The 20,299-nt window shown below is 51.2% G+C and carries 21 protein-coding genes; 4 read left to right on the top strand and 17 right to left on the bottom strand.

What is annotated here, in order from left to right; all coding sequences use genetic code 11:
- The first annotated feature begins 229 nt into the window (after positions 1 to 229).
- The 3 genes from VMT62_05160 to VMT62_05150 are packed head-to-tail and all read left to right on the top strand — an operon-like array spanning position 230 to position 4,101.
- Positions 230 to 2,074, top strand: coding sequence for an FAD-binding oxidoreductase (locus tag VMT62_05160; protein HVN95794.1), 1,845 nt, complete (start codon positions 230 to 232; stop codon positions 2,072 to 2,074).
- A gap of 33 nt (positions 2,075 to 2,107) precedes the next feature.
- Positions 2,108 to 3,346 (top strand): SDR family oxidoreductase, encoded by a 1,239-nt coding sequence (locus VMT62_05155; protein ID HVN95793.1) that lies wholly within the window; start codon positions 2,108 to 2,110, stop codon positions 3,344 to 3,346.
- The gene (locus VMT62_05150) at positions 3,334 to 4,101 is read left to right on the top strand and encodes a ubiquinone/menaquinone biosynthesis methyltransferase (GenBank protein ID HVN95792.1); all 768 of its coding nucleotides are present in this window, start codon (positions 3,334 to 3,336) and stop codon (positions 4,099 to 4,101) included. The genes VMT62_05155 and VMT62_05150 overlap by 13 nt, the downstream gene beginning before the upstream one ends.
- Positions 4,102 to 4,178: 77 nt before the next feature.
- Here VMT62_05150 and VMT62_05145 read toward each other — a convergent pair whose 3' ends face one another.
- The 10 genes from VMT62_05145 to msrB all read right to left on the bottom strand — a co-directional run bounded on the left by VMT62_05145 (position 4,179) and on the right by msrB (position 12,564).
- A complete protein-coding gene (locus VMT62_05145; GenBank protein ID HVN95791.1) occupies positions 4,179 to 4,799 on the bottom strand; it encodes a hypothetical protein in 621 nt (206 codons plus the stop codon).
- A complete protein-coding gene (locus tag VMT62_05140) occupies positions 4,796 to 5,116 on the bottom strand; it encodes a MerR family transcriptional regulator (protein HVN95790.1) in 321 nt (106 codons plus the stop codon). The genes VMT62_05145 and VMT62_05140 overlap by 4 nt, the downstream gene beginning before the upstream one ends.
- Complete coding sequence (locus VMT62_05135) at positions 5,113 to 5,400, bottom strand: integration host factor subunit alpha (protein HVN95789.1); 288 nt, start codon at positions 5,398 to 5,400, stop codon at positions 5,113 to 5,115. The genes VMT62_05140 and VMT62_05135 overlap by 4 nt, the downstream gene beginning before the upstream one ends.
- Before the next feature lie 9 nt (positions 5,401 to 5,409).
- Complete coding sequence (gene pheT / locus VMT62_05130) at positions 5,410 to 7,791, bottom strand: phenylalanine--tRNA ligase subunit beta (protein HVN95788.1); 2,382 nt, start codon at positions 7,789 to 7,791, stop codon at positions 5,410 to 5,412.
- 9 nt (positions 7,792 to 7,800) lie between these two features.
- Positions 7,801 to 8,811 (bottom strand): phenylalanine--tRNA ligase subunit alpha, encoded by a 1,011-nt coding sequence (pheS, locus tag VMT62_05125; protein ID HVN95787.1) that lies wholly within the window; start codon positions 8,809 to 8,811, stop codon positions 7,801 to 7,803.
- Between the two features lie 8 nt (positions 8,812 to 8,819).
- Complete coding sequence (gene rplT, locus VMT62_05120) at positions 8,820 to 9,179, bottom strand: 50S ribosomal protein L20 (protein HVN95786.1); 360 nt, start codon at positions 9,177 to 9,179, stop codon at positions 8,820 to 8,822.
- A gap of 21 nt (positions 9,180 to 9,200) precedes the next feature.
- The gene (rpmI, locus tag VMT62_05115; protein HVN95785.1) at positions 9,201 to 9,389 is read right to left on the bottom strand and encodes a 50S ribosomal protein L35; all 189 of its coding nucleotides are present in this window, start codon (positions 9,387 to 9,389) and stop codon (positions 9,201 to 9,203) included.
- Between the two features lie 45 nt (positions 9,390 to 9,434).
- A complete protein-coding gene (infC, locus tag VMT62_05110; GenBank protein HVN95784.1) occupies positions 9,435 to 9,965 on the bottom strand; it encodes a translation initiation factor IF-3 in 531 nt (176 codons plus the stop codon).
- Positions 9,962 to 11,677, bottom strand: coding sequence for a threonine--tRNA ligase (gene thrS / locus VMT62_05105; protein ID HVN95783.1), 1,716 nt, complete (start codon positions 11,675 to 11,677; stop codon positions 9,962 to 9,964). Before thrS ends, infC begins: the two co-directional genes overlap by 4 nt.
- Positions 11,678 to 11,937: 260 nt before the next feature.
- Positions 11,938 to 12,564, bottom strand: coding sequence for a peptide-methionine (R)-S-oxide reductase MsrB (gene msrB, locus VMT62_05100; protein HVN95782.1), 627 nt, complete (start codon positions 12,562 to 12,564; stop codon positions 11,938 to 11,940).
- A 174-nt stretch (positions 12,565 to 12,738) separates the two neighbouring features.
- Here msrB and msrA point away from each other — a divergent pair, with 174 nt between their 5' ends.
- Positions 12,739 to 13,359 (top strand): peptide-methionine (S)-S-oxide reductase MsrA, encoded by a 621-nt coding sequence (gene msrA, locus VMT62_05095; protein HVN95781.1) that lies wholly within the window; start codon positions 12,739 to 12,741, stop codon positions 13,357 to 13,359.
- Positions 13,360 to 13,399: 40 nt separating this feature from the next.
- Here the strand turns inward: msrA and VMT62_05090 are convergent, their stop codons facing one another.
- From VMT62_05090 to VMT62_05060, 7 genes are all read right to left on the bottom strand, one after another.
- Positions 13,400 to 14,854, bottom strand: a complete 1,455-nt coding sequence (locus VMT62_05090; protein HVN95780.1) for an FAD-dependent oxidoreductase — start codon at positions 14,852 to 14,854, stop codon at positions 13,400 to 13,402.
- 24 nt (positions 14,855 to 14,878) lie between these two features.
- Entirely contained in the window at positions 14,879 to 15,583 is a 705-nt protein-coding gene (locus VMT62_05085; protein HVN95779.1) for a TVP38/TMEM64 family protein, read from the bottom strand.
- Between the two features lie 22 nt (positions 15,584 to 15,605).
- A complete protein-coding gene (gene arsS, locus VMT62_05080) occupies positions 15,606 to 16,586 on the bottom strand; it encodes an arsenosugar biosynthesis radical SAM (seleno)protein ArsS (protein HVN95778.1) in 981 nt (326 codons plus the stop codon).
- A gap of 3 nt (positions 16,587 to 16,589) precedes the next feature.
- Positions 16,590 to 17,387 (bottom strand): TIGR04282 family arsenosugar biosynthesis glycosyltransferase, encoded by a 798-nt coding sequence (locus VMT62_05075; GenBank protein ID HVN95777.1) that lies wholly within the window; start codon positions 17,385 to 17,387, stop codon positions 16,590 to 16,592.
- A 56-nt stretch (positions 17,388 to 17,443) separates the two neighbouring features.
- Entirely contained in the window at positions 17,444 to 18,142 is a 699-nt protein-coding gene (locus tag VMT62_05070) for a TIGR04283 family arsenosugar biosynthesis glycosyltransferase (GenBank protein ID HVN95776.1), read from the bottom strand.
- Positions 18,143 to 18,219: 77 nt separating this feature from the next.
- Positions 18,220 to 18,675: a hypothetical protein gene (locus VMT62_05065; protein HVN95775.1), complete on the bottom strand. Its 456-nt coding sequence runs from the start codon at positions 18,673 to 18,675 to the stop codon at positions 18,220 to 18,222.
- A gap of 173 nt (positions 18,676 to 18,848) precedes the next feature.
- Complete coding sequence (locus tag VMT62_05060; protein HVN95774.1) at positions 18,849 to 19,661, bottom strand: sterol desaturase family protein; 813 nt, start codon at positions 19,659 to 19,661, stop codon at positions 18,849 to 18,851.
- Between the last annotated feature and the right edge of the window lie 638 nt (positions 19,662 to 20,299).

Here is a 20,299-nt window from a genome sequence, read left to right as displayed (position 1 = left end):
CACCCAACATTATCTTATGCTCCAGCGAAACCTCCTCTACACAGGGATCACGCGGGGAAAGAGACTCCTTATCCTCATCGGCACCATGAAGGCGCTCGCGATAGCCGTCAAGAATAACAAGCAACAACAACGGTTTACCTTACTGAAAGAACGCCTCCTGTCATCGCAATAAAATCGTGATTATACTTACGTATCGGGGAGTACGTACAAAAGAACATAAGGGGGAACTATGATCTCGGAAGAAGCGCTCCGGATGGCTTCTCAGTGTCGGCACTACGCCATGTGCAAGATCGATTTTCTCGGAACAGGAATCTGCCCCTCGGGAAAAGAGAAGCACTTTGTGAGTTACTTTCCGCAGGGACGCATGGACATATACAGCGCCCTGGCCAGTGGCCTGTTGCCACTCACTGAAGGGCTTATCGATATCGCCGATACCTGTACACTCTGCGGTATATGCGATAAACAATGCCATTTCGTGACCGGTATGCGCCCGATGTCGGTCATGAAGGCCTTGAAAGAACACGTGGACACACTTATAAAGGAAGGTCGGAAGATAGAGCCTGTGCAAGAGGACCGAACGGTCAGGGCATTGCAAGAAATAGTGGGGGCGCAGTGGGCAACAAATGAGCCTGCAATTCTTCTGACCTATGCCGACGATCCTTTTCCGCTCGCGCAGATGCAGATGCCGGGGGCGGTGGTCCTGCCCTCTGTCCGAGACGAGATCGTTGAGATAGTCAATTTCGCCAGCAAGAATGACATCCCTTACGTGGTGAGAGGTAACGGGGGAAGCGTGTTCGGGTTTGTCTTCACCGACGGCATCGTTATCGATACCATCAGGATGAAAGGGATCGAGATCGACAGGGATAACTGGGTCGCGGCTGCCATGCCCGGGGTAACCTCCTTTGAACTGCAGAAAGAGGTGTTCAAACAGGGCTTCCGGGTGAACGTCGCCGAACCGGCGGCCACGGTCTGCGGGAATATCGTCTGCACGGGCACCTTTTCCACGTGGGCCAACGCCTATGGAGTGGGCGCCGATAATTTTGTGAACGCCGAATTTATCGATAGCAAAGGCCATGTCTTCCATCTCAATGAAAAATCTGCCCCGAATGTGTTTGCCTTTGAAAATGGCGGGGCGCCCGCGCCGGGGATTTGCACAAAGGTTTTCATGAAGATGCATCCCCTTGTCGAGGATGAAGAGGGCCTTCTCGTGCCGTTCGCAGACTTTGACAAAGCCGTGGCTCTTGCCCGCGAGCTCGCCGCTCGCCGGATAGGGTTTGCGATCGGTGTGCTCGGAGGCCATTTTCTCGCCACATTCATATCGCCGTCGCTAGCGCTTGCCGACAAGATCAAAGAGAACCTGACGGAGACGCTGCAGATTAAATACGTGGTTTTTCTCACGGGCGACCAGTATGCCCGTGACGCAGTGCGAAAGATGGCCGTACCCGTTATCGATAGCAGCCTGTTCAGGATGTTAGCTCTCAGCCTGCCTATGCTCGTAAAAGACGATTGGAACGATATTCTTCAGGGCCTTGAGAGCGACAGATACCCCTATGAGATTCTCTGCAAAAAAGAGCTGCAACCTTTACTGGAAACGATACTGGAGCCTTCGCCCGAGACTATTGCCGACGCTGTTGACGAGGACCTTCGGGCCTTTTACCGTGAGCTCTATTCGAGACCCGAAATGACCGATCCTGTGTGGCTTAATATGTTCAGGATCGTAAGCTCCAGAATGGCACGACACAAACATATGTTCGCCTTTCTTCTCTACGTCCCACTGGACAGAATAGCGGTCATTCACAGAATAACCGAAGGCTTACATGAGATCGCCGAAAAATACGGGATCGATAACGACTACGGCTTTCTGACCCCCATCGATCTCGGTAAGCGGGCTGTCCTTGAATACGATTACTACATCGACCATACCGATTCCGGCGAGGCTGACAAGATTAAGCGGGCCATGGTAGAGATAGAACCTCTGCTTGACGGCCTTGCCGCAACGACAAAGGGCGTCAAGTGGCTCAAATATGTTTTCTCACAGGGATGCTCGAGAAAGGAACAGTACCTGTATATCTGAGAAAGCTCATAAGGTGAGAGGAAGGATCTTCGCATCATTATATCAACGTCCACAATAGCTGACAAAAGGAGAGAAGGCTCGACGGTCTTTTTTCTGACCGGCGGCACAGGATTCATAGGAAGCCACATTGCCGCCGAGCTTTTAAGAAGAGGATACGGCGTCATTCTTCTCGCAAGGCCCGATAAAGAGAGAACTGCGGAGCAAAGGGTTGAAAGGTTGATGCGATGGTTTGGTATTGCGGAGCAGAGCCTCTCAAGGCTCGAGGTCGTCGAAGGCGACATGGACAGGCCCTATTTGGGCATGGAAGCAAAGCGCCGCAGAATCATCTCCGGCCGCATCGACGAAGTGATCCACTGCGCCTCGGATACCTCCTTTTCGGAAAGAAAACGTGCTCAAGTCGAGAGGACCAATGTGACAGACTTGAGCAACCTGCTTAAGACGATTGCCGAGAGCAAATGTCACTTCTTTCATCACATCAGCACGGCTTACGTAGCGGGAAAAAAATGCGGGCCTTTGAGCGAGGGATTCGTAAAAACAGAGGTATTTACCAACGTGTATGAAGAAACAAAATATATCGCCGAGAAGACAGTCCTCGATTTTTGCCGCGACAAAGACATGAGACTCAACATATACAGACCGTCAATCGTCTACGGCAGCGCGAGGGATGGAAGAACCTTAAGCTTCAACGCACTCTATTATCCCATACGGGTAATGCTCTTTCTAAAGAATCTCTACGAAAAGGACATTGCCGAACGCGGCGGTAGGAAGGCCGAAGCCATGTCGGTAAAGAGGCAGGCTGACGGTTCTATCCATCTACCCATCAGGATCGGCGTGAACGGGACAGGCGGGATCAATCTTATACCGATCGATTTCTTCATCCATGTCTTCATGGCGCTCATGGAAGAATGCCTTACGGGAGATGTCTTTCATATCGTCAACAGCAGAACCACCACAATTAAGACGCTCATCGAATACACCGAGCGTTACTTCGGGCTCTCAGGCATAAGAACCGTGGTCCCCGGCTCATTCGACGGCCTGCCAAGAAACGCCCTTGAAACTCTTTTCGAGCACTATATCGACGCCTACGGGCCATATATTCGTGATGCAAGGGTCTTCGAACATGATAAGACGGATGCAATTCTCGAGAAAAAAGGCATGCGCTGTCCTGAAATGGATTACCATATCTTCTCGCGGTGCATGGATTTCGCCGTAGATGCCGGTTGGGGTGAGTTCATTTTTGGGGACAAGGTTAAAGAAGAATGGCGGAAGTAACGAACCGGGATGATCTTAACGTCTCCTACGGCTTTAAGACCGTGCCCGCCCGTGTGAAAACCGGAATGATTCAGAAACATTTCAGCGCCATCGCCGGCACGTACGATCTGGCGGACGCACTGCTCTCTTTGGGTCTTAACGTACTCTGGCGAAAGTCGGCGATGCAACTTCTTCAACTTCCCCGGGAGGCCCTGGTACTTGACCTATGCGGTGGCACCGGAGATTTTTCATTCCTGGCAGCGGGTGGGATCGGTCCCTCAAGCCCTGTCGTCCTCTATGATTTCAACCCAGCCATGATAAGAAAGGCTATGCAAAGAAGGGCAACTCATAGAAAGACGGGGAAGATCATCTGTGTGCGAGGAGACGCAGAGAATATAGCCTTTCACGATAACGTCTTCGACGCGGTTATGATAGGCTTCGGCATCCGCAATCTTGCCCATCCAGTTATGGGCATCAGAGAAAGCTATCGGGTCTTGAAAAGGGGTGGGGCATTGATGATACTCGAATTCTCTCTTCCCCTTAACCGATGGCTGCGCAAGGTTTACGACTTCTACTCATTCAGGGTCATGCCTTCTTTAGGAAAACTCATTACGGGCGCACAAGATCCATTTTCCTATCTCGCAGAATCGATCCGGGTCTTTCCTGCCCCGGATGCCCTTCTGTCAATCCTTAAGGAGAACAGATTTTCAAGACCATCATTCTCAAGACTCACGAACGGAATAGCCGTTGTTTATATGGCATACAAAGATTCATGATAGCCTCCGTTCGATGGGACCTCACGGAGCGTGTGGAAAGAATATGAGAATTTTCGGCGGAGAATAAAGACGCGATATCAGAAGACGGGTCTTACATTCCGTGCAGGCTGAAGTCCCAGGCTCGTGATCACCTCCGCGTTCGTAAGGGCGTCTATATAGTCCCTTCGTCCGTCAAGCACATCCTGAGCGTCACCCTTTTCCAGGTAGACTTGGAGGTATTCTATATAGCCGCCATACTCCTGACACTGGGAAAAATCTCTCACGGGCCAGTACAGACCGAATGCAAGCCCTTGCACGCCCTCCCTGTCCAGGTCTTTGCTCTTGATGAGTTTCATATAGCGCGGGACCTGTTGAAGCGCGTACGAAAACCTGTTTTCAGCCTTGGTGGAACTCCCGTCAAAGTATAGCTCGGAGGGTCTCACATTTACCGCGAGGTATTGAAGCCTCTGGTTGTTCTGGTCATTGAGCGGCGTAAACCCGATACCATCGGGAACAATGGCTACGTGGGACGCCGAGTACCTGACATATATGTCTCCCAAGAGATCTACGTTCGCCTCGTAAAGTTTCTGCAGGCTTGGGTCACTATACACGTGCTTTATGGCCTGTGATTCATTCTTTGCAATATAGACGGGGCCGGCGGAGCAGGAACAAAGGATCAAAAGGATAAGCGAGAGACATCCGATAGAGCATTTTCTCATTGCCTGTCCTCCTTCTTCAACAAGGTTACGATTTCTGTCAATTCTTCACGTATCTCGTTCAGAATCTTCTTGTGGTTTGCCAGATACTGTTTGGCGCCGTCTATAGTGAACCTCTTTTCGTGGAGTAGTTTCTTTATGGTGAATATAATGTCGAGGTCTTTCTTTTTATATAATCTTTGACCCGTCGGGCTTTTCACGGGCTTGATGTCTTTGAACTCCTGTTCCCAATACCTGAGCACATGAGGTTTCAGGCCTGTGAGGTTGCAGACCTCTTTGATCCTGTAGAACACTCTGTCGGGTATCTCTTTACTGTTCATTGCTGCCTTGCGCTATTTATCTCATCTTTCAGGACCTGGCTCAGCCTAAAACTCAATACCTTGCGCTCGGTAATCTTGATCTCCTGGCCCGTTTGCGGGTTTCTGCCCCTCCGAGCCTTTTTCTTTCTTACGAAGAAATTTCCAAACCCGGAGATCTTTACATTCTCATCCTGCGCAAGGGTATCCTTGATGATCTCAAAGAACCTGTCCACGATGTGAGCGCATTCTCTTTTTGAAAACCCGAGTTTTTCATAGAGATTTGTAACAATGTCGATCTTGGTCATGTGCCCTCCTTATGTCCTCAAGGAAATCCCATCTATTTTTGAAAGTTCTTGAATGATCCCCTGTTGTAAACCGTTCACCGTTTCGTCTTTGAGCGTATCTTCGAAAGACTGAAAAACAACCCGGAAGGCAACACTTCGCGTTTCCTTTCTGAACATGTCGAATATGCCCACCGACGTGATCAGCGGTGAAAGTTTCTTGATGCTCTCCACAAGTGACGTGATAGGGATGGCATCGTCGATATAGAACGAAAAATCCCGTGTCACCTGAGGATACCGCGGTATCGGCTTGTACTGCACCTTAACATTCCCTTTATGTAAGATTATATCAAAATTGAGTTCAGCACAATAAATACTTTGTTCAATTTCAAAGGTTTTCAGTACATCATCCCGAATCTCGCCGATCCATCCGACCTTGATATCGTCTATATATATATCGGCGCCCCTCATCGGGTGCAGAAAAGGCTCGCCGCTCCTCGCGGCCGCGCAAGGCATACCGAAAGAACCTATAATACCTTCCATTACCCCTTTTATATCAAAAAAATCGTAGTCTGTATACTTTTCTCTCCAGAAAAAATCTCTTTCCTTTCCGGTCATTGCGAAGCAAAGCACCGTTTCCTCCCTGGGACGGTCACCCTCACCTTGGAAAAAGACCTTGCCCTTCTCGAAAAGCCTCAAATTCTTTGCACCGCGGTTGAGGTTGTATGCAATGGTTTTCAGCATTCCCGGCGTCATACATGTCCTCATCACGCTATAGTCCCGGGAGATGGGATTTACAATGGGCACGAAGCGTCTGCGCTCGTCCGTTTCGGAAACCAAAAGGCTGTCCGCATCTTTGGCGCTGAAAAAGGCAAAATTGATGATCTCGTCAAAGCCCGCCAGCCGGAAATAGTCTCGCGTCATTTCAAGGAAGGTATCCTTTTTTGTCTTCTGGTGAGATCGCAACGCGGTAAGCGGGCTCGTGGCAGGTATGTGCTCGAATCCATGTATCCTGGATATCTCCTCTACGATGTCCGCAGGCTCGTTGATGTCGTGGCGGAAATGGGGCACAGCCACAACGAGGCCGGCGTCATCCTCCGCCTTTATGTGCAGATCGATAGAACGCAGGGCGCGGTTAATCTCTTGCTCGCGGATATGCGTACCCAGGAGGCCATTGATAGCGCTATAGGTGACAAGCATTGTTTTGGGTTCTCTTTTTTCATAGAGCTCCCGCTCTCCCTTGAGAATCGCCCCTCCTGAAATTTCCCGCATGAGATACACAGCACGCTCCGCAGCGAATAAGACGTTATCGATATCTATTCCTTTTTCAAAACGCAGGGAGGCCTCGGATCGTATACCCAGTCTCCGCGCGGTCTTTCTGATATACAGAGGGTTGAAATAGGCGCTTTCCAGGGCGATGTTCCGGGTGCTTTCGGTAATCTCAGAATTCTCGCCGCCCATAATGCCGGCCACTGCCACGGGCCCGGAGCCGTCGCATATGAGGATATCTCCCGCTTCAAGCTTCCTCTCCATGCCATCGAGAGTGCGGAAAACCTTTGCCTGTTCCGCCCGCCGCACCTCAATCCTTCTGTCTTGAATACGCTCATAATCGAAGGCGTGAAGGGGCTGGCCCAGTTCGAGCATGACGTAATTCGTCACGTCAACGATAGAGCTGATCGGTCTCATGCCGCATTTCAAAAGACGGCTCCTCATCCAGTAAGGAGAAGTGATAATCGAGGTACCCTCGATTATCTTGAGTACGTATCGGGGACAGGCATCAAAGTCTTTGATATCAAGGGCCACCCGGTCTTTGACCTGTTCTTTTCCATTCGATTCGAACTTAAATGAGGGCAGTTTGGCCTTCTGGTTGAGGATACTCGCAACTTCCCGCGCAATACCGAGAACAGAGAGACAATCTCCACGGTTAGGCGGCACGTTAATGTCGAGCACGCTGTCGCTTACCCATTTTTCCTGAGCAAGCTCACTTCCTACGCTCGCCTCTTTGGGGAGGATGAAGATGCCGCTGTGGTCGTCAGACAGACCGAGTTCCTTCTCGGAGCAGAGCATTCCGTAAGAGTCCACGCCCCTCAGTTTCTTCTGCTCGATTACAAAATCCCGGGCAAGACGGGCGCCGACTTTAGCGAGAGGGACTTTATCTCCCCTGGCAATGTTTTTTGCGCCGCAGACTATGACCAGGTCTTCGCTTCCCGCATCGATCGTACAAATCGAGAGGTTCTCGGCGTTGGGATGCTTTTCAATGTTCTTGATTTCACCTACTACAACACCCGCAAAAAAAGCGGAAAGCTTCTCAATCGATTCGACCTCCAATCCCCGAAGCGTCAGGCGCTTTGCCAGTTCCTGGGGGTCAATATCGATGACCACGAATTCCTGAAGCCACTCAAAGGGTATCTTCAATCACACACCTCAAAACTGAGAGAGAAAACGGATGTCGTTATAGTAGAACTGTCTGATGTCATCGATACCGAATTTAATCATGGCGATCCGCTCCACCCCCATCCCGAAGGCAAAACCTGTTATCTCTTCCTGGTCGTAACCCACGTTGCGGAAGACCTGGGGATGAACCATGCCTGAGCCCAGGATTTCGAGCCAGCCGGTATCCTTACAAAGTCTGCACCCTCTTCCGGTGCATATAACGCAGCCTATGTCGACTTCGGCCGAAGGTTCGGTGAAGGGAAAGTAGCTCGGCCTGAACCGTAAAGGCGTGTCATTTCCGAACATCTCCTGAACAAACATCGTCAAGATTCCCTTGAGATCGGAAAAACGGACATGTTTATCTACCATCAGTCCTTCGACCTGATGGAACATAGGCGTATGCGATATATCATGGTCACAGCGGTATACCGCTCCGGGGGAAATAATCTTTACCGGGGGGAGTTGTGCTTCCATGGTCCGTATCTGCACGGGAGATGTATGGGTCCTGAGTACCGTGCCCTTTGCGATATAAAAAGTGTCCTGCATGTCCCGCGCGGGATGGTCTGCCGGGATATTGAGCGCCTCGAAGTTATAATATTCGCGCTCGATATCAGGGCCTTCGGCCACGGAGAACCCCATGGATACGAATATCCTCGTAATCTCTTCAAGTGTCTGGGTAATGGGGTGTTTTCTTCCGATAAGAGGGGTCTTACCAGGCATAGTGATATCAATCCAGGACATCGCCTCTTTTTGTCTTTTTTCTTGCTCTTCGTACCGGGTTTCGAGTTCTTTTATCTCATTCTCTGTTACGATCTTGAGATCGTTGATCGCTTTGCCCGCGTCTCTGCGCAAATCTTTCTCCAGGGCCTTGAGCTTATCAAGATAGTCTGCAAAGACACCCTTTCTCCCGAGCAGGAATATTTTGACTTTTTTGATGTCTTCAATATTCTTTACTGTGGATAGCTCGTTTCTGATTGTATCCTTAAGCCCGCTGATATCCAAGAATCACCCTACTTGGCTATTGCTTCCCTGACCTTGGTGATGACCTGCTCAAATCCGGCCGGATCATTGACAGCCATATCTGCAAGTGATTTCCTGTTGAGGGCTATGTGTGCGACCTTCAATCCATTGATGAATCTGCTGTACGGCATTCCGCTCGCCCTGCAAGCCGCATTAATCCTCACAATCCAGAGTGATCTGAAATCTCTCTTCTTCTGCTTTCTTCCGCTGTAAGCGTTCTTCAGCGCCTTGAATACGCTGCGCTTGGCCACGCTGAAAACGTTCTTTCTGCGGGCCGTCATGCCGCTCGCAAGCTTCAAGACCTTGTTTCTTCTCCTTCTTGCTTTGAAACCTCGTTTTGCCCTTGGCATTTCTGTACACCTCTATGCTTTCTATGAATATGGTAATAATGCTTTTATCCGCTTTATGTCGTTCTGATGGACCGTGTCGGATTTTGATAATCTTCTCTTCATCTTTGGCGTCTTAGATGAAAGCAGATGACTGTGGAAGGCCTTCGCGCGCTTGACTTTGCCTCTCGCAGTTAATTTCACCCTTTTCGCTAAACCCCGATGGGTTTTCATTTTCGGCATGTATACCTCCCTTGTCCTGTTTCTTACTCCGCGGTCTTACAGTGGAGCAAAAATCATCACGATATTTCTCCCGTCGAACCGCGATCTCTGTTCTATCGCCCCCAAGTCCTTAAGGGCTTCTATGATCTTGGTGGCAAGCTTTTCGCCCATATCGATGTGGAGTATCTCTCTTCCTTTGAACATGATGATGACCTTTATCTTGTACCCTTCTTCAAGAAACTCGCGCAGATGCTTTATCTTGAACTGAAGGTCATGTTCCTCTATTTTGAGACCCAGCTTCATCTCCTTTAAATGGACCACGGCCTGCTTTTTCTTGGCGTCATGGGCTTTCTTGGCAAGTTGATATTTGAACTTGCCATAATCCATGATCTTACACACAGGAGGAACTGTTTTCGGTGAAACCTCGACCAGATCGAGCTCCTGTTCTCTTGCCATTCTCAGCGCCTCCGAAGTCGATACCACGCCGAGCTGTCTTCCGTCGTCGGCGATCAATCTGACTTCTCGCGCACGAACTTTCTCATTTACATTAATCGTATCCTTACCGGTATCCCTTGCTATAAGGCTCACCTCCTGAGTATATTGTCTTCCTTTACCCTCTTGATAAAATCTTCCACTTTGAGATCTTTCAATTCCCCGCCGTCGCGGAGTCGCACGGTAATGGATTTCTTTTCCATCTCATTCTTACCCGCGATGACCATATAGGGGATTTTCTTTACCACACTTTCCCTGATTTTTAAACCGAGTTTTTCATTTCTCGTGTCGAGCTCGGCCCTTATCTCCTCACTGATCATCGAATCATAAATACCGCGAACATAGTCTCCCTGGTCATCGGTAATATTCATGATGACGACCTGCGTGGGCGCGAGCCAGACAGGGAACTTCCCGCCGTAGTGCTCGATGAGCACGCCGATGAAACGTTCCATGGCTCCAAGCACAACCCGGTGGAGCATGACAGGCCGTTTGCGCTTTCCATCGCTGTCCGCGTAGGTAAGATCGAAGCGTTCAGGGAGGGCAAAGTCACACTGAATTGTGGCGCATTGCCATTTCCTACCGATTGCATCCTTGAGCTTGATATCAATTTTGGGCCCGTAAAAAGCCCCGTCTCCGACGTTCAGCTCATAAGGCAACCCTTCCGTATCAAGCACTTCTTTGAGGGCGCTCTCTGCCCGGTCCCAGTCTTCATCGGAACCGATGGATTGAGAAGGTCTCGTGCTGATCTCCATCTCAAATCGAAAGCCGAAGATGGCCATCACGTCCTGTACGAATCGGATGATGCCGAGTATCTCCTCATGAAGCTGATCGGGACGAAGAAATATATGGGCATCGTCCTGGGTGAACTCTCTCACGCGCATGAGTCCGTGAAGCACGCCCGACTTTTCGTGCCGCGAGACCGTACCGAGCTCAAAGTAGCGCAGTGGCAAGTCGCGATAACTTCTAATCTGCGACTTGTAAACCATTATATGTGAGAGACAGTTCATCGGCTTGATCCCATACTCCACTTCATCGATCTTCGTGAAGTACATGTTCTCACGGTAGTTGTCGAAATGGCCCGACTTCTTCCACATGTCAAGCTTCAGGATATGGGGCCCGTAAACAAACTGATATCCACGCTTTAAGTGTTCCTTGCGTTCAAAATCTTCGAGCAGGTATCTGAGCAGGGCCCCGTTCGGATGATAGATAACGAGCCCCGCGCCGACCTCATCGGACACGCTGAAAAGGTCAAGCTCTTTGCCGAGCCGCCTGTGGTCCCTCTTCTTCACCTCTTCGAGAAAGGCCATGTATTCATTCAATGATTTTTCATCGGCGAAGGCTGTGCCGTATATACGCCTGAGCATCTTGTTGTGCTCGTCGCCCCTCCAGTAAGCCCCTGCAAGGGAGAGGAGCTTGAAGGCTTTGATTTGACCGGTGGAGGTAAGATGCGGTCCCCTGCACAGGTCCGTGAAGGAGCCCTGGGTGTAGGTGGTCACTTCTTTATCCTCCATCCCGTTTAAGAGGTCGACCTTGTACGGCTCGCCCATCCCGGTGAACATCTCTATGGCCTCGTCCTTCTTCATGATCTTTCGCTCAATGGGGATGTCGGAGGCCACGATTTCTTTCATCCGTTTCTCAATCTTTTCAAGATCTTCTTCCGTAAAACCAGGATCGTAATCAAAATCGTAGTAGAAACCGTTCTCAATCGAGGGGCCGATAGCCACCTTGACCCCGGGGAACAAGTCTCGCACCGCTTGCGCCATGAGATGAGATGTACTGTGCCTTAATATATCAAGGTTTTCATTCATGTCAGTTCTCTATAGAGTTACTCTTAACAAAACTACGGACAACAATTCCCGAACAGAAAGATATTCTTATCATTTTTGTTTTCCCTTGTCAATTCTTATAGTTAAAGAAAATGATAAATTTTCTGCCGGATGAGGTGCGGCATAAGCACTCTATATGTTTAAGAACCGCAATTTGGGGGCGCGCGTTGGGCAAAATTTAGCCAGAAAACCCGCTTTCCCGACCGAAACATGGGAAAAGGGCTTGCAACCGTTCAATTTAGTCACTTCGTATTAAAAAGTGTTACATATTCCCCATAACCCTCTTTTACCAGGTCATCTTTGGGGATAAACCGCAGCGCCGCCGAGTTCATGCAGTATCTGAGTCTCAAGGGTGGCGGGCCGTCGTTGAACACGTGGCCCAAATGCGAATCAGCATGCTTACTCCGCACCTCGATGCGTTTTATAAAAAGGCTCCTGTCTACCTTCTCCACGATATTACCGGGCTCGAGCGGTTTTGTGAAGCTCGGCCAGCCTGTACCCGAGTCGAATTTGTCCACAGAGCTAAACAGGGGTTCGCCCGAGAGGATGTCGACATAGATGCCCTGCCTGTGGTTGCCGTCGTATTCGTTATCGAAAGGGGGTTCGGTGCCTTTGCGCTGGGTCACCTTATATTGTAGGGGTGTGAGTATCTTCTTCAAGGTGGCGTCGTCTGGTTTTTTATAGTTTCGCCAATTCTGCATGTTCTTTCCTTGCATCTGCCCGTTATTTTGCACGGAACCCGTGGCGGCGCCGTTTGTTATGTGCCTTAACGAACCCTCATTCGCAGAAACCTCCTTTTCCCATACCATAAGACAGAGCACGATTCCGGCCGCATACAGTATTTTCTTCATCATCTTCATTAATTTCATGGGTGAGTCACCATTACATGTTCAAATTATATACGGCCCCGACTCTTGTCAATGGAGGATTCCGACGCCGGCAAATAACATGCTGCCAGTCTTACCCTCCTTGACAACATCTGGTTCGCGCTCATACATTCCCTTTGTCGGGGGATGGGGCACGTAAGATGGGGAGGATGAATCATGAAGATCGGATACATTTTACTGATTATTGGAAGCGGCCTTGTTCTCGCCTCCGTATGTGGGGCGACAGGGGCACAAGGCGCCGGCACACTCGAAAAGGCTACTTTTGCGGGTGGATGTTTCTGGTGCATGGAACCGGCTTTTGATCACCTTCAGGGGGTCGTATCAGTCACGGTCGGCTACACCGGAGGATCCAAAAAGGACCCTACCTACGAAGAGGTCTCGTCGGGCTCAACCGGTCACGCGGAATCTATCGAGATCATATACGATCCATCGAAGACGAGCTACAAAAAGCTCCTCGACGTATTCTGGCACAATGTGGATCCGACCGTGTCAAACCAACAGTTCTGTGATGTAGGCAATCAATACCGGAGTGCTATTTTCTATCACAATGAAGAGCAGAAAAAGCTTGCCGAAGAATCAAAAGATGCGCTCATCCGTTCGGGAAAGTTCAAGACCATTTATACGGAAATCACGCCGGCAACTCAATTTTACCGGGCCGAGGAGTATCATCAAGAATACTATAAGAAAAACCCTCTCCGTTACAAATTCTATCGCTATAACTGCGGTCGTGATAAGCGATTGAAAGAGGTTTGGGGAGAGGCAGCGGGATCGCACTGAACCCGCATTATCTGCCGGGACCCCTTTCGCCATCCCGCGCTCACGCGCCCGGGCCGCAAGCTCTTCCCTTGAGATTAAAAAATAGCTTGAGTGCTTTTTTGACCCTGTCCGAGAATATTTTCGTGGCAAGAAATCTTCCCGCCACCTGTCGGTTTATTTCCCCCAGTGTCGGGTAAGGATGAACGGCTGAAGCTAAGGTAGACAGCCTGACATTCCCGTTCAGCACAGCCACCCATTCGGCGAGCAGGTCTCCTGCGCGCGGGCCAAGGATCGCGACGCCAATGGGTCTCTCCTTTTCATCGAGAAGCATCTTGATCTTTCCTGTTATCTCGCCCTCTGCGACCCCTCTGTCGTTCATCTCAAAGGGCTCAGACCAGGTAGAATATTTGATCCCCCTCATCTTTGCAGCTTTCTCGTTGAGCCCGATAGAGGCAAGCTCGGGGTCCGCATAGGTTACCCAGGGAACATGGCTATAGCTTACCTTTTTCGGCACGTGGAATATTGTATTGGCAAGCACGATGCCCCCCTCGTAACCAGCGGCATGGGTGAACTGGTAGACGCCTGTGACATCGCCTGCCCCGTAGATGTTGCTCCGGCTCGTCCTCAATCTTCCATCGAGTCTCAAGCCTTTTTGGTCAAAAGCCACGCCGATCTTTTCCAGGCCAAGCCCGTCCAGATTCACCCTGCGGCCTGTAGCTACAAGAAGCACTTGGGCCCTGACGCTTCTCACCTCGTCTTTCTTTTTAAAGGTGACTTCTCTCTCTTGTCCGGTATCGATCGTGCGCACAACCTGGGAGTCGAGGTGGAATTCCACTCCTTCTGTCTTCAAGACGTTCATAACCTCGCCGGCCATGTCAGGATCGTCCGCATTAAGGATCTGCCCGAGAAACTCGATCACCGTCACTTTGGTTCCGAGCCTCGTAAAGGCCTGAGCCAGCTCAATCCCTATGGGTCCTCCCCCGATAATCGCCAGGGACTCAGGCAGCTCCTTCAAGCCGAAGATCTCTCTATTCGTGACGTACGGCGTTTGCGTGAGTCCCGGAATGGGCGGTATGGCAGCCCTCGACCCAGTCGCGATGACCCAGCTTTTGGCCGAGTATCGTTTGCCGTTAAGGCTCACCGAGCGGTCATCCTCAAAGACTGCTTCACCGAGAAGGACTTGAGCGCCAAGGTCGCAGAATCGCTCTTTCGAATCATGTTTCTGAATGGCATCTATGACCGACTGGATCCTTGCAGCGATCTGACGAAAGTCCGGCCGCTTAAGCGTCACCTGAGGCAGACCGAAACGCGGTGCGCTTTTCAAGAGATGGTACACGTGGGCGCACCTGATAAGCGCTTTGCTCGGTACGCACCCGTAGTGCAGGCAATCGCCCCCAAGCGCTTCTTCCCTCTCTAAGATCAACACCCTGGCGCCTGCCTGGGCTGCGCCTGCTGCGACGGTGAGCCCGGCCGCGCCTGCGCCTACAACGCCTATATCATAATCGTACGTAGCCATAGTAGCCTCCTCACTTATACGCCATTATTGATCGTCACCCGATCCCTTCTTTCGCCGGTAGAACATCACGAATTTCTTTGCCGCCAGCGGGAAAACCCCAAGAAGCGCGAGGGAGGTGATCAGACCAGGAGAGAGAATTCCCTTGAAAGATTGAATCCCGGCGAACTGTCTGCCCGCGTTCACATAGATCATGGTTCCTGCGAGCATACCGGCCTGGGACACCCAGTAGAACTTCCATAGCGGCATTCTGGTGAGACCCACAACCAGGTTGATGACCCAGAACGGAAACACAGGGATCAAGCGTAGTGTAAACAGATAAAATGCCCCCTCCTTTTCGATTCCCTCATTGATGCGGGTAACTCTGTCACCGAGCCTCGCCTGTAAAAAGTCGCCCAGAACAAAGCGTGAAATCATACAGGCGAGCGTTGCTCCGATGGCGCTGGCAAACGAGACGATGAGTGTACCCGCCGCAAAGCCGAAGAGCGCGCCGGCAATTATGGTGAGAACCGCCGCCCCCGGCAGAGAGAGGGCCGCTGCGGCAACGTATACGGTGAAATAGATGAGGATCACGAGGCCCGAATGTTCTAGTTTAAGGACGCTCAAACCTTTGAGTGAGCTCTTCACGTGGGCAAGGGTAAGGTAGTCGCCGAAATCCATTACCCAAAAGGTCACGAGAAGACCGGCTATGAGGGCAGAAAGTATTATCCTTTTTACCGCGTGCTTGGTCATGCCCCCCAACTCCGGACTGTCCTCATTCTTCCGGACCTTGGGCCGCTCGGGTAACGATTGATCCGCTGCATGAGGAACCGGCCCCGGCCGTACATCCGAAACAGTGATCTCCTGTCATGATGCGACGCTTCTCAATCGCAGCGGAAGAAAAGTTGAGGATCTGGTCGGGAGCGCCGTGATTGAGCGGGATATCAAGGGCAAGATTGAAGTCACAGTCATAAAGAGTCCCATCCCAGCCCACGCTGATCTGGTTCCGGCACATGAGTCCCGGAACGGTCTCCGGATTAAAAGACTCCTTCAAGAGGGCGAGATATGGCGATTCCTCGTTGCGTCTCAAAAGGTCCTTCCGGAACCTTCCGAGAGGCATGTTCGTGATAGTCAAAAGGTTTGTAAAATGAATGCCAGAACGCTCATTGAGCTCCCGCCGATAGTCTTGCTCAAGGGAAGCCTGAAGATAAGGCAAGAACGACCCGCCGGGGTTGTATACAAGATTGAGGGGCAGGGCCGGATCGAGTCCGTAGCCCAGTGCATTAAGGCGCGTAAGTGCTGCGATGCTTTTCCCGTACACCCCCTCTCCTCGCTGCGCGCACACGTTTTCTTCAGTATAGCAGGGTAAAGAAGCCACAAGCCTGATTTCGCGCTCTCTCAAGAATTCCGGCAGGCCCTCCGCAGTCGGCTCAAAAAAAACGGTGAGATTTGTCCGCACCTGCACCGGAATGTCCTTACCCCTGAGCGCGTCCACAAAATCACGAAAATGGGGGTTCAGTTCGGGAGCGCCGCCCGTGAGATCTACACACTGGCATCGTGCGCCCTGAGCCGCCGCGACAATGAGTTCCATTACCTGCCACTCCATCTGTTCGAGACGCGAAGGAGACGCTTCGTGGTGGCAATGCACGCATTGCTGGTTGCATTTGAGACCGAGATTCACCTGAAAAATATCGATCGCGCGGCTAAATAGTCCCTGGCTCTGCGATCCACCCACTCTTTTATCAAATTCATTCATAGTTTATCCTCCTTCTTTTCCACTTACCGGAGTCGCCCGTATCACTCGGTCCTTAAGCTCATGGCCACGTGTCACCCCCTGTGAGAAGCCCCTCACCTGTGAGAGATCCCCTCGGTGGGAGTCTAGATATCCCATGGTCACCGAGCCTTTCAAACCGCTCTTGATTCCATCGCGATAATAAGCCGCCAGATCGTCCACAGTATCGATATCTCTCTTCCGATCGAGTACGCGGACACGTAAGCCTCGCTTGATCAACCGCCGCGTGGTCTCTGCAAAGACGTGTGGAGTGCTCCATTCGATCTCTTCAAAAACATCGGGAAGAAAGAAGCCCCGATTAAAGCCAATCAGGTAGTAACCCCCGTCGTGGGCCGGCCCTATAACGACATCATGATCATCAAGAGAGTCAAAAGCCTCTTCCAGAAGTTCTTTCGTGATATCCGGGATGTCGCTACCCACAAGGATCACCGAGTCAATACCCGTGGAAAACATTTCCAGAAACGCGTTCCTCATTCTTTGTCCGAGGTCATCTCCGGTCTGCGGCACGTAACGACGCTTCACGCCGAGCCAACTCTTTATCTCCGCTAACGCGCGAGCAGGAGAGAAATAGATGATAACGGGATGGGCTCCCCGATTAAGTGTGGCTATGATATCTTCCACAAAGCAACGGTAGAGCGCGCGAGCGGTCTTCTCACCGAGAAACGCAGCGAGCCGCGATTTGACCATGCCCTCCTTCGGCGCCTTGACAAAGACGATAACGCATCGCTTACCATTACTTTTTGAGACCGTGGATACAACCTTCATAGAAGACCCGCCAAGCCTTTCTATCGAAACTATAATGCCCGAACCCTCCTTTGTCTTTACTGCCGCGTGTAAAACTTCCCGAGTTTGTCCGGTGAGACGCCAGAAAGGTACAGAATTTGGAGAAACCAGTTGCGGAGCGTGCACAGAACAACTCCCTCCCTCTCCCACCTGCGGGGCGACGTATCGACCTTCTCGTTTACGAACATGATGCTGTCTCCCCTTTTTCTTATCCTCCGCATGATCTCCACATCCTCCATGAGAGGGATTTCCTCGTAGCCGCCGATGCTTTCGAAGTAATCTTTGCGGATAAAAATCGCCTGATCGCCGAAGGGGATCCGGGTAATACGAGAACGCATCGATGCAACCCGCTCGATAATACGGAATGGAAAACCCCCCGCGTGTATGCCGAGATCAAAAGCGCCGGCCACGTATGCGCCGCTTTCCATGGCCTCTTCGATGCGGTTTAGGGCGCAGGCGGGCAGGTTGGTATCGGCGTGAAGAAAAAGGAGAATCCGGCCGCGTGATGCTTTGGCCCCTGCGTTCATCTGTACAGCTCGCCCCGGCGAAGCTACGATCTTGATCGTGTTCACATCGGCGATCGCCTGCAACGTACTCCGACTCCCATCCCCATCCACAACAATAACCTCTGCCCGTTTGCTACCGTCAAGCGAATGGATGTGCGCCAACAGGTCGTTGATCAATTGGGATTCATCCAAAACGGGGATCACGATCGAGATGGCGGGTTCGGCACACATCTGTTCTCCATAGTTAACCCTTTCGTCGCACACGCATAAGATGAGATTATTTACGTAGACCCGGAGGCCATCTGGTTCTATTTCTTAAACGGCTTACACAAAACCTTTATAATGAGCCCCGTGCCTGCGCCCCAGAAACCGTTCACGAGAAAGGCGGTCAAAAGCAAGGGTGGATGCCAGCCCCCACCCATAGGTCTCCCCTTGAGCGGTAGCACCACAATAAGGGCAATGCCTGAGGGAAGAATTGCGCCGAAGAGAAAAGAGATAAGCCAATACGAGGCTCCGTGGGCGAATCTATCGTGAATCGGGGCAAACAGGATTCCCCAGACGCCGCCCCAGAATGCGAGCGAAATTACGGTGGGCACTCCGAAGGGCTTCGTTACGGCCATAGAAAACGGCGCAAAAGGCGCTATCCCGGCTCGAAATAGCAGGGCGAGTGTCAGCTGATGAAAAATGAACGTGGCCGCAAAACCGGCGATGAAACCCAAAAGGAGCTTCATAGGGACACTGAGCGGGTTCGGTCCGGAACTCATCAAGAACCTCCCGTAAGGCCGCAGGTAGTTAGATACAAACCTCTCCTCATGTCCCAAAGATAATGTTTGTGGCCCGTTCGTGCAAGCCCTGCCAAAGGCGCGTGCTTACGTGCTGATGGTGGCAGGAGCGAGAGCCGGCATGGCCCCCGCTCGCCCGAAGGTAAGGTCCCGGATCACAGTCTTCCCCAGGCACTGAGCGGCAAAAGTATGAGTGCGGGGAGCGAAAGAGAGCTTGGGTTTCTGAAATTTGCGAGGCCGATCACCATGCTCTCGTGGCCTGCCTCAGGCTTTTCCTTATAGGTCCCGAATAAACGGTCCCACCAGGAAAGGTTGAAGCCGAAATTTCTGTTGCGTTCGCCGATGATCACCGAGTGATGGACACGGTGCATGTCAGGCGTAACCAGAACAAGACGTAACGTCCAGTCTATCTTTGGACTCAAAGCGCTGTTTGCGTGGTTAAACATGGACGTAGCGTTGAGCAGCACCTCAAAGGCGACAAGAATGACGGGCGATATACCGAACGCTAAAGTGACCCCCATCTTGATGAGCAGCGAAAGCACGATTTCGATGGGATGGAACCTCACACCGGTTGTTACATCAATATCGAGATCCGTGTGATGCATGGCGTGGACATACCAGAGAACAGGAACCTTGTGGAAGATGAGATGCTGAAGGTAGATGGTCACATCAAGGAGTAGCAGGGAAATTGCGCCCACGAGAAGCGAAGGCATGTGGAGCAAATGAAACAATCCCCAGCTTTTCGCTTGAGCGAAAACTGCCAGGGCGACCACGGGAAGGGGCAAGAGCAGGCGCAGCATCAAACTATTGACCAAAGTGAGCGAGAGATTGGTAAACCAGCGGACGGTTTTCGGGGTCCGTAAAACCCGCCGCGGCAGACAAGCCTCCCATATCCCAAGGATCACGAAGACCCCAAGGAAAATACAGAGCCTGATGAGGGTGTAGCGATCAATGACGAGCACATTCATAGATAAATCCTATTCATTCAATTCTATTATAAGGCAGAAGAGCGCCTGTGTGAATTACGGCTTTGTTTGGGTCGTGGGGGCCAGCTGCCCCGCGATATGCGCTGCGCCGGCTCAAGCTTTGTGTTAACTGACTTGAAAACCGGTTCGAAGTCCGCCGTAAAAAAGACATGATATGGTCAGGAAAACGCGCCGACGCATGGAAATAAGGTACCTTTTTAGTTCAAACGGCGCTGCAGTTTCAATTCTCATACGAACAGCCGGTCTTGTCAACTGGATTTTCAAACAACCACGCTCGAATACTTTCGTTACACAAGGAACCAACAGCCTTTGAATCAACATGAGCCCTGTTGCATGCAATAATTATGTGTTGTAGACTTGGAACATGCTCTATCCCATTCTCGTCGTAGACGAGGATCCAAAAATAGCGCACATCGCCAAGGTGTACCTGGCATTTCTGACATTGTGGACCATTATGGACAAAGAGAACAGCCACTAAGGGAGGCAACGTCGTCATGAAGAGAACACCTAAAGCGCAATGCGCCAAGTGCACGGGCTTGCGAGAGGAAAAGGCGTGCTCAGACGAAAAAGGTAAAGGGAAAAGCGCCAGGGGCTGCCCTACCGTGTCGAAAAGAACCGTC

Source organism: Syntrophorhabdaceae bacterium, from assembly GCA_035541755.1.
Taxonomy (GTDB): domain Bacteria; phylum Desulfobacterota; class Syntrophorhabdia; order Syntrophorhabdales; family Syntrophorhabdaceae; genus PNOF01.
The sequence above is the reverse complement of the archived record's forward strand: the minus strand, read 5'-3'. Positions and strand labels throughout refer to the sequence as shown.

Bases quoted from the DNA above. Each gene is read 5' to 3' on its own strand.
- VMT62_05160 (HVN95794.1), top strand. From the start codon at position 230: ATGATCTCGGAAGAAGCGCTCCGGATGGCTTCTCAGTGTCGGCACTAC.
- VMT62_05150 (HVN95792.1), top strand. From the start codon at position 3,334: ATGGCGGAAGTAACGAACCGGGATGATCTTAACGTCTCCTACGGCTTT.
- VMT62_05145 (HVN95791.1), bottom strand. From the start codon at position 4,799: ATGAGAAAATGCTCTATCGGATGTCTCTCGCTTATCCTTTTGATCCTT.
- VMT62_05140 (HVN95790.1), bottom strand. From the start codon at position 5,116: ATGAACAGTAAAGAGATACCCGACAGAGTGTTCTACAGGATCAAAGAG.
- VMT62_05135 (HVN95789.1), bottom strand. From the start codon at position 5,400: ATGACCAAGATCGACATTGTTACAAATCTCTATGAAAAACTCGGGTTT.
- rplT (HVN95786.1), bottom strand. From the start codon at position 9,179: ATGCCAAGGGCAAAACGAGGTTTCAAAGCAAGAAGGAGAAGAAACAAG.
- rpmI (HVN95785.1), bottom strand. From the start codon at position 9,389: ATGAAAACCCATCGGGGTTTAGCGAAAAGGGTGAAATTAACTGCGAGA.
- thrS (HVN95783.1), bottom strand. From the start codon at position 11,677: ATGAATGAAAACCTTGATATATTAAGGCACAGTACATCTCATCTCATG.
- msrB (HVN95782.1), bottom strand. From the start codon at position 12,564: ATGAAATTAATGAAGATGATGAAGAAAATACTGTATGCGGCCGGAATC.
- msrA (HVN95781.1), top strand. From the start codon at position 12,739: ATGAAGATCGGATACATTTTACTGATTATTGGAAGCGGCCTTGTTCTC.
- VMT62_05090 (HVN95780.1), bottom strand. From the start codon at position 14,854: ATGGCTACGTACGATTATGATATAGGCGTTGTAGGCGCAGGCGCGGCC.
- VMT62_05085 (HVN95779.1), bottom strand. From the start codon at position 15,583: ATGACCAAGCACGCGGTAAAAAGGATAATACTTTCTGCCCTCATAGCC.
- arsS (HVN95778.1), bottom strand. From the start codon at position 16,586: ATGAATGAATTTGATAAAAGAGTGGGTGGATCGCAGAGCCAGGGACTA.
- VMT62_05075 (HVN95777.1), bottom strand. From the start codon at position 17,387: ATGAAGGTTGTATCCACGGTCTCAAAAAGTAATGGTAAGCGATGCGTT.
- VMT62_05070 (HVN95776.1), bottom strand. From the start codon at position 18,142: ATGTGTGCCGAACCCGCCATCTCGATCGTGATCCCCGTTTTGGATGAA.
- VMT62_05065 (HVN95775.1), bottom strand. From the start codon at position 18,675: ATGAGTTCCGGACCGAACCCGCTCAGTGTCCCTATGAAGCTCCTTTTG.
- VMT62_05060 (HVN95774.1), bottom strand. From the start codon at position 19,661: ATGAATGTGCTCGTCATTGATCGCTACACCCTCATCAGGCTCTGTATT.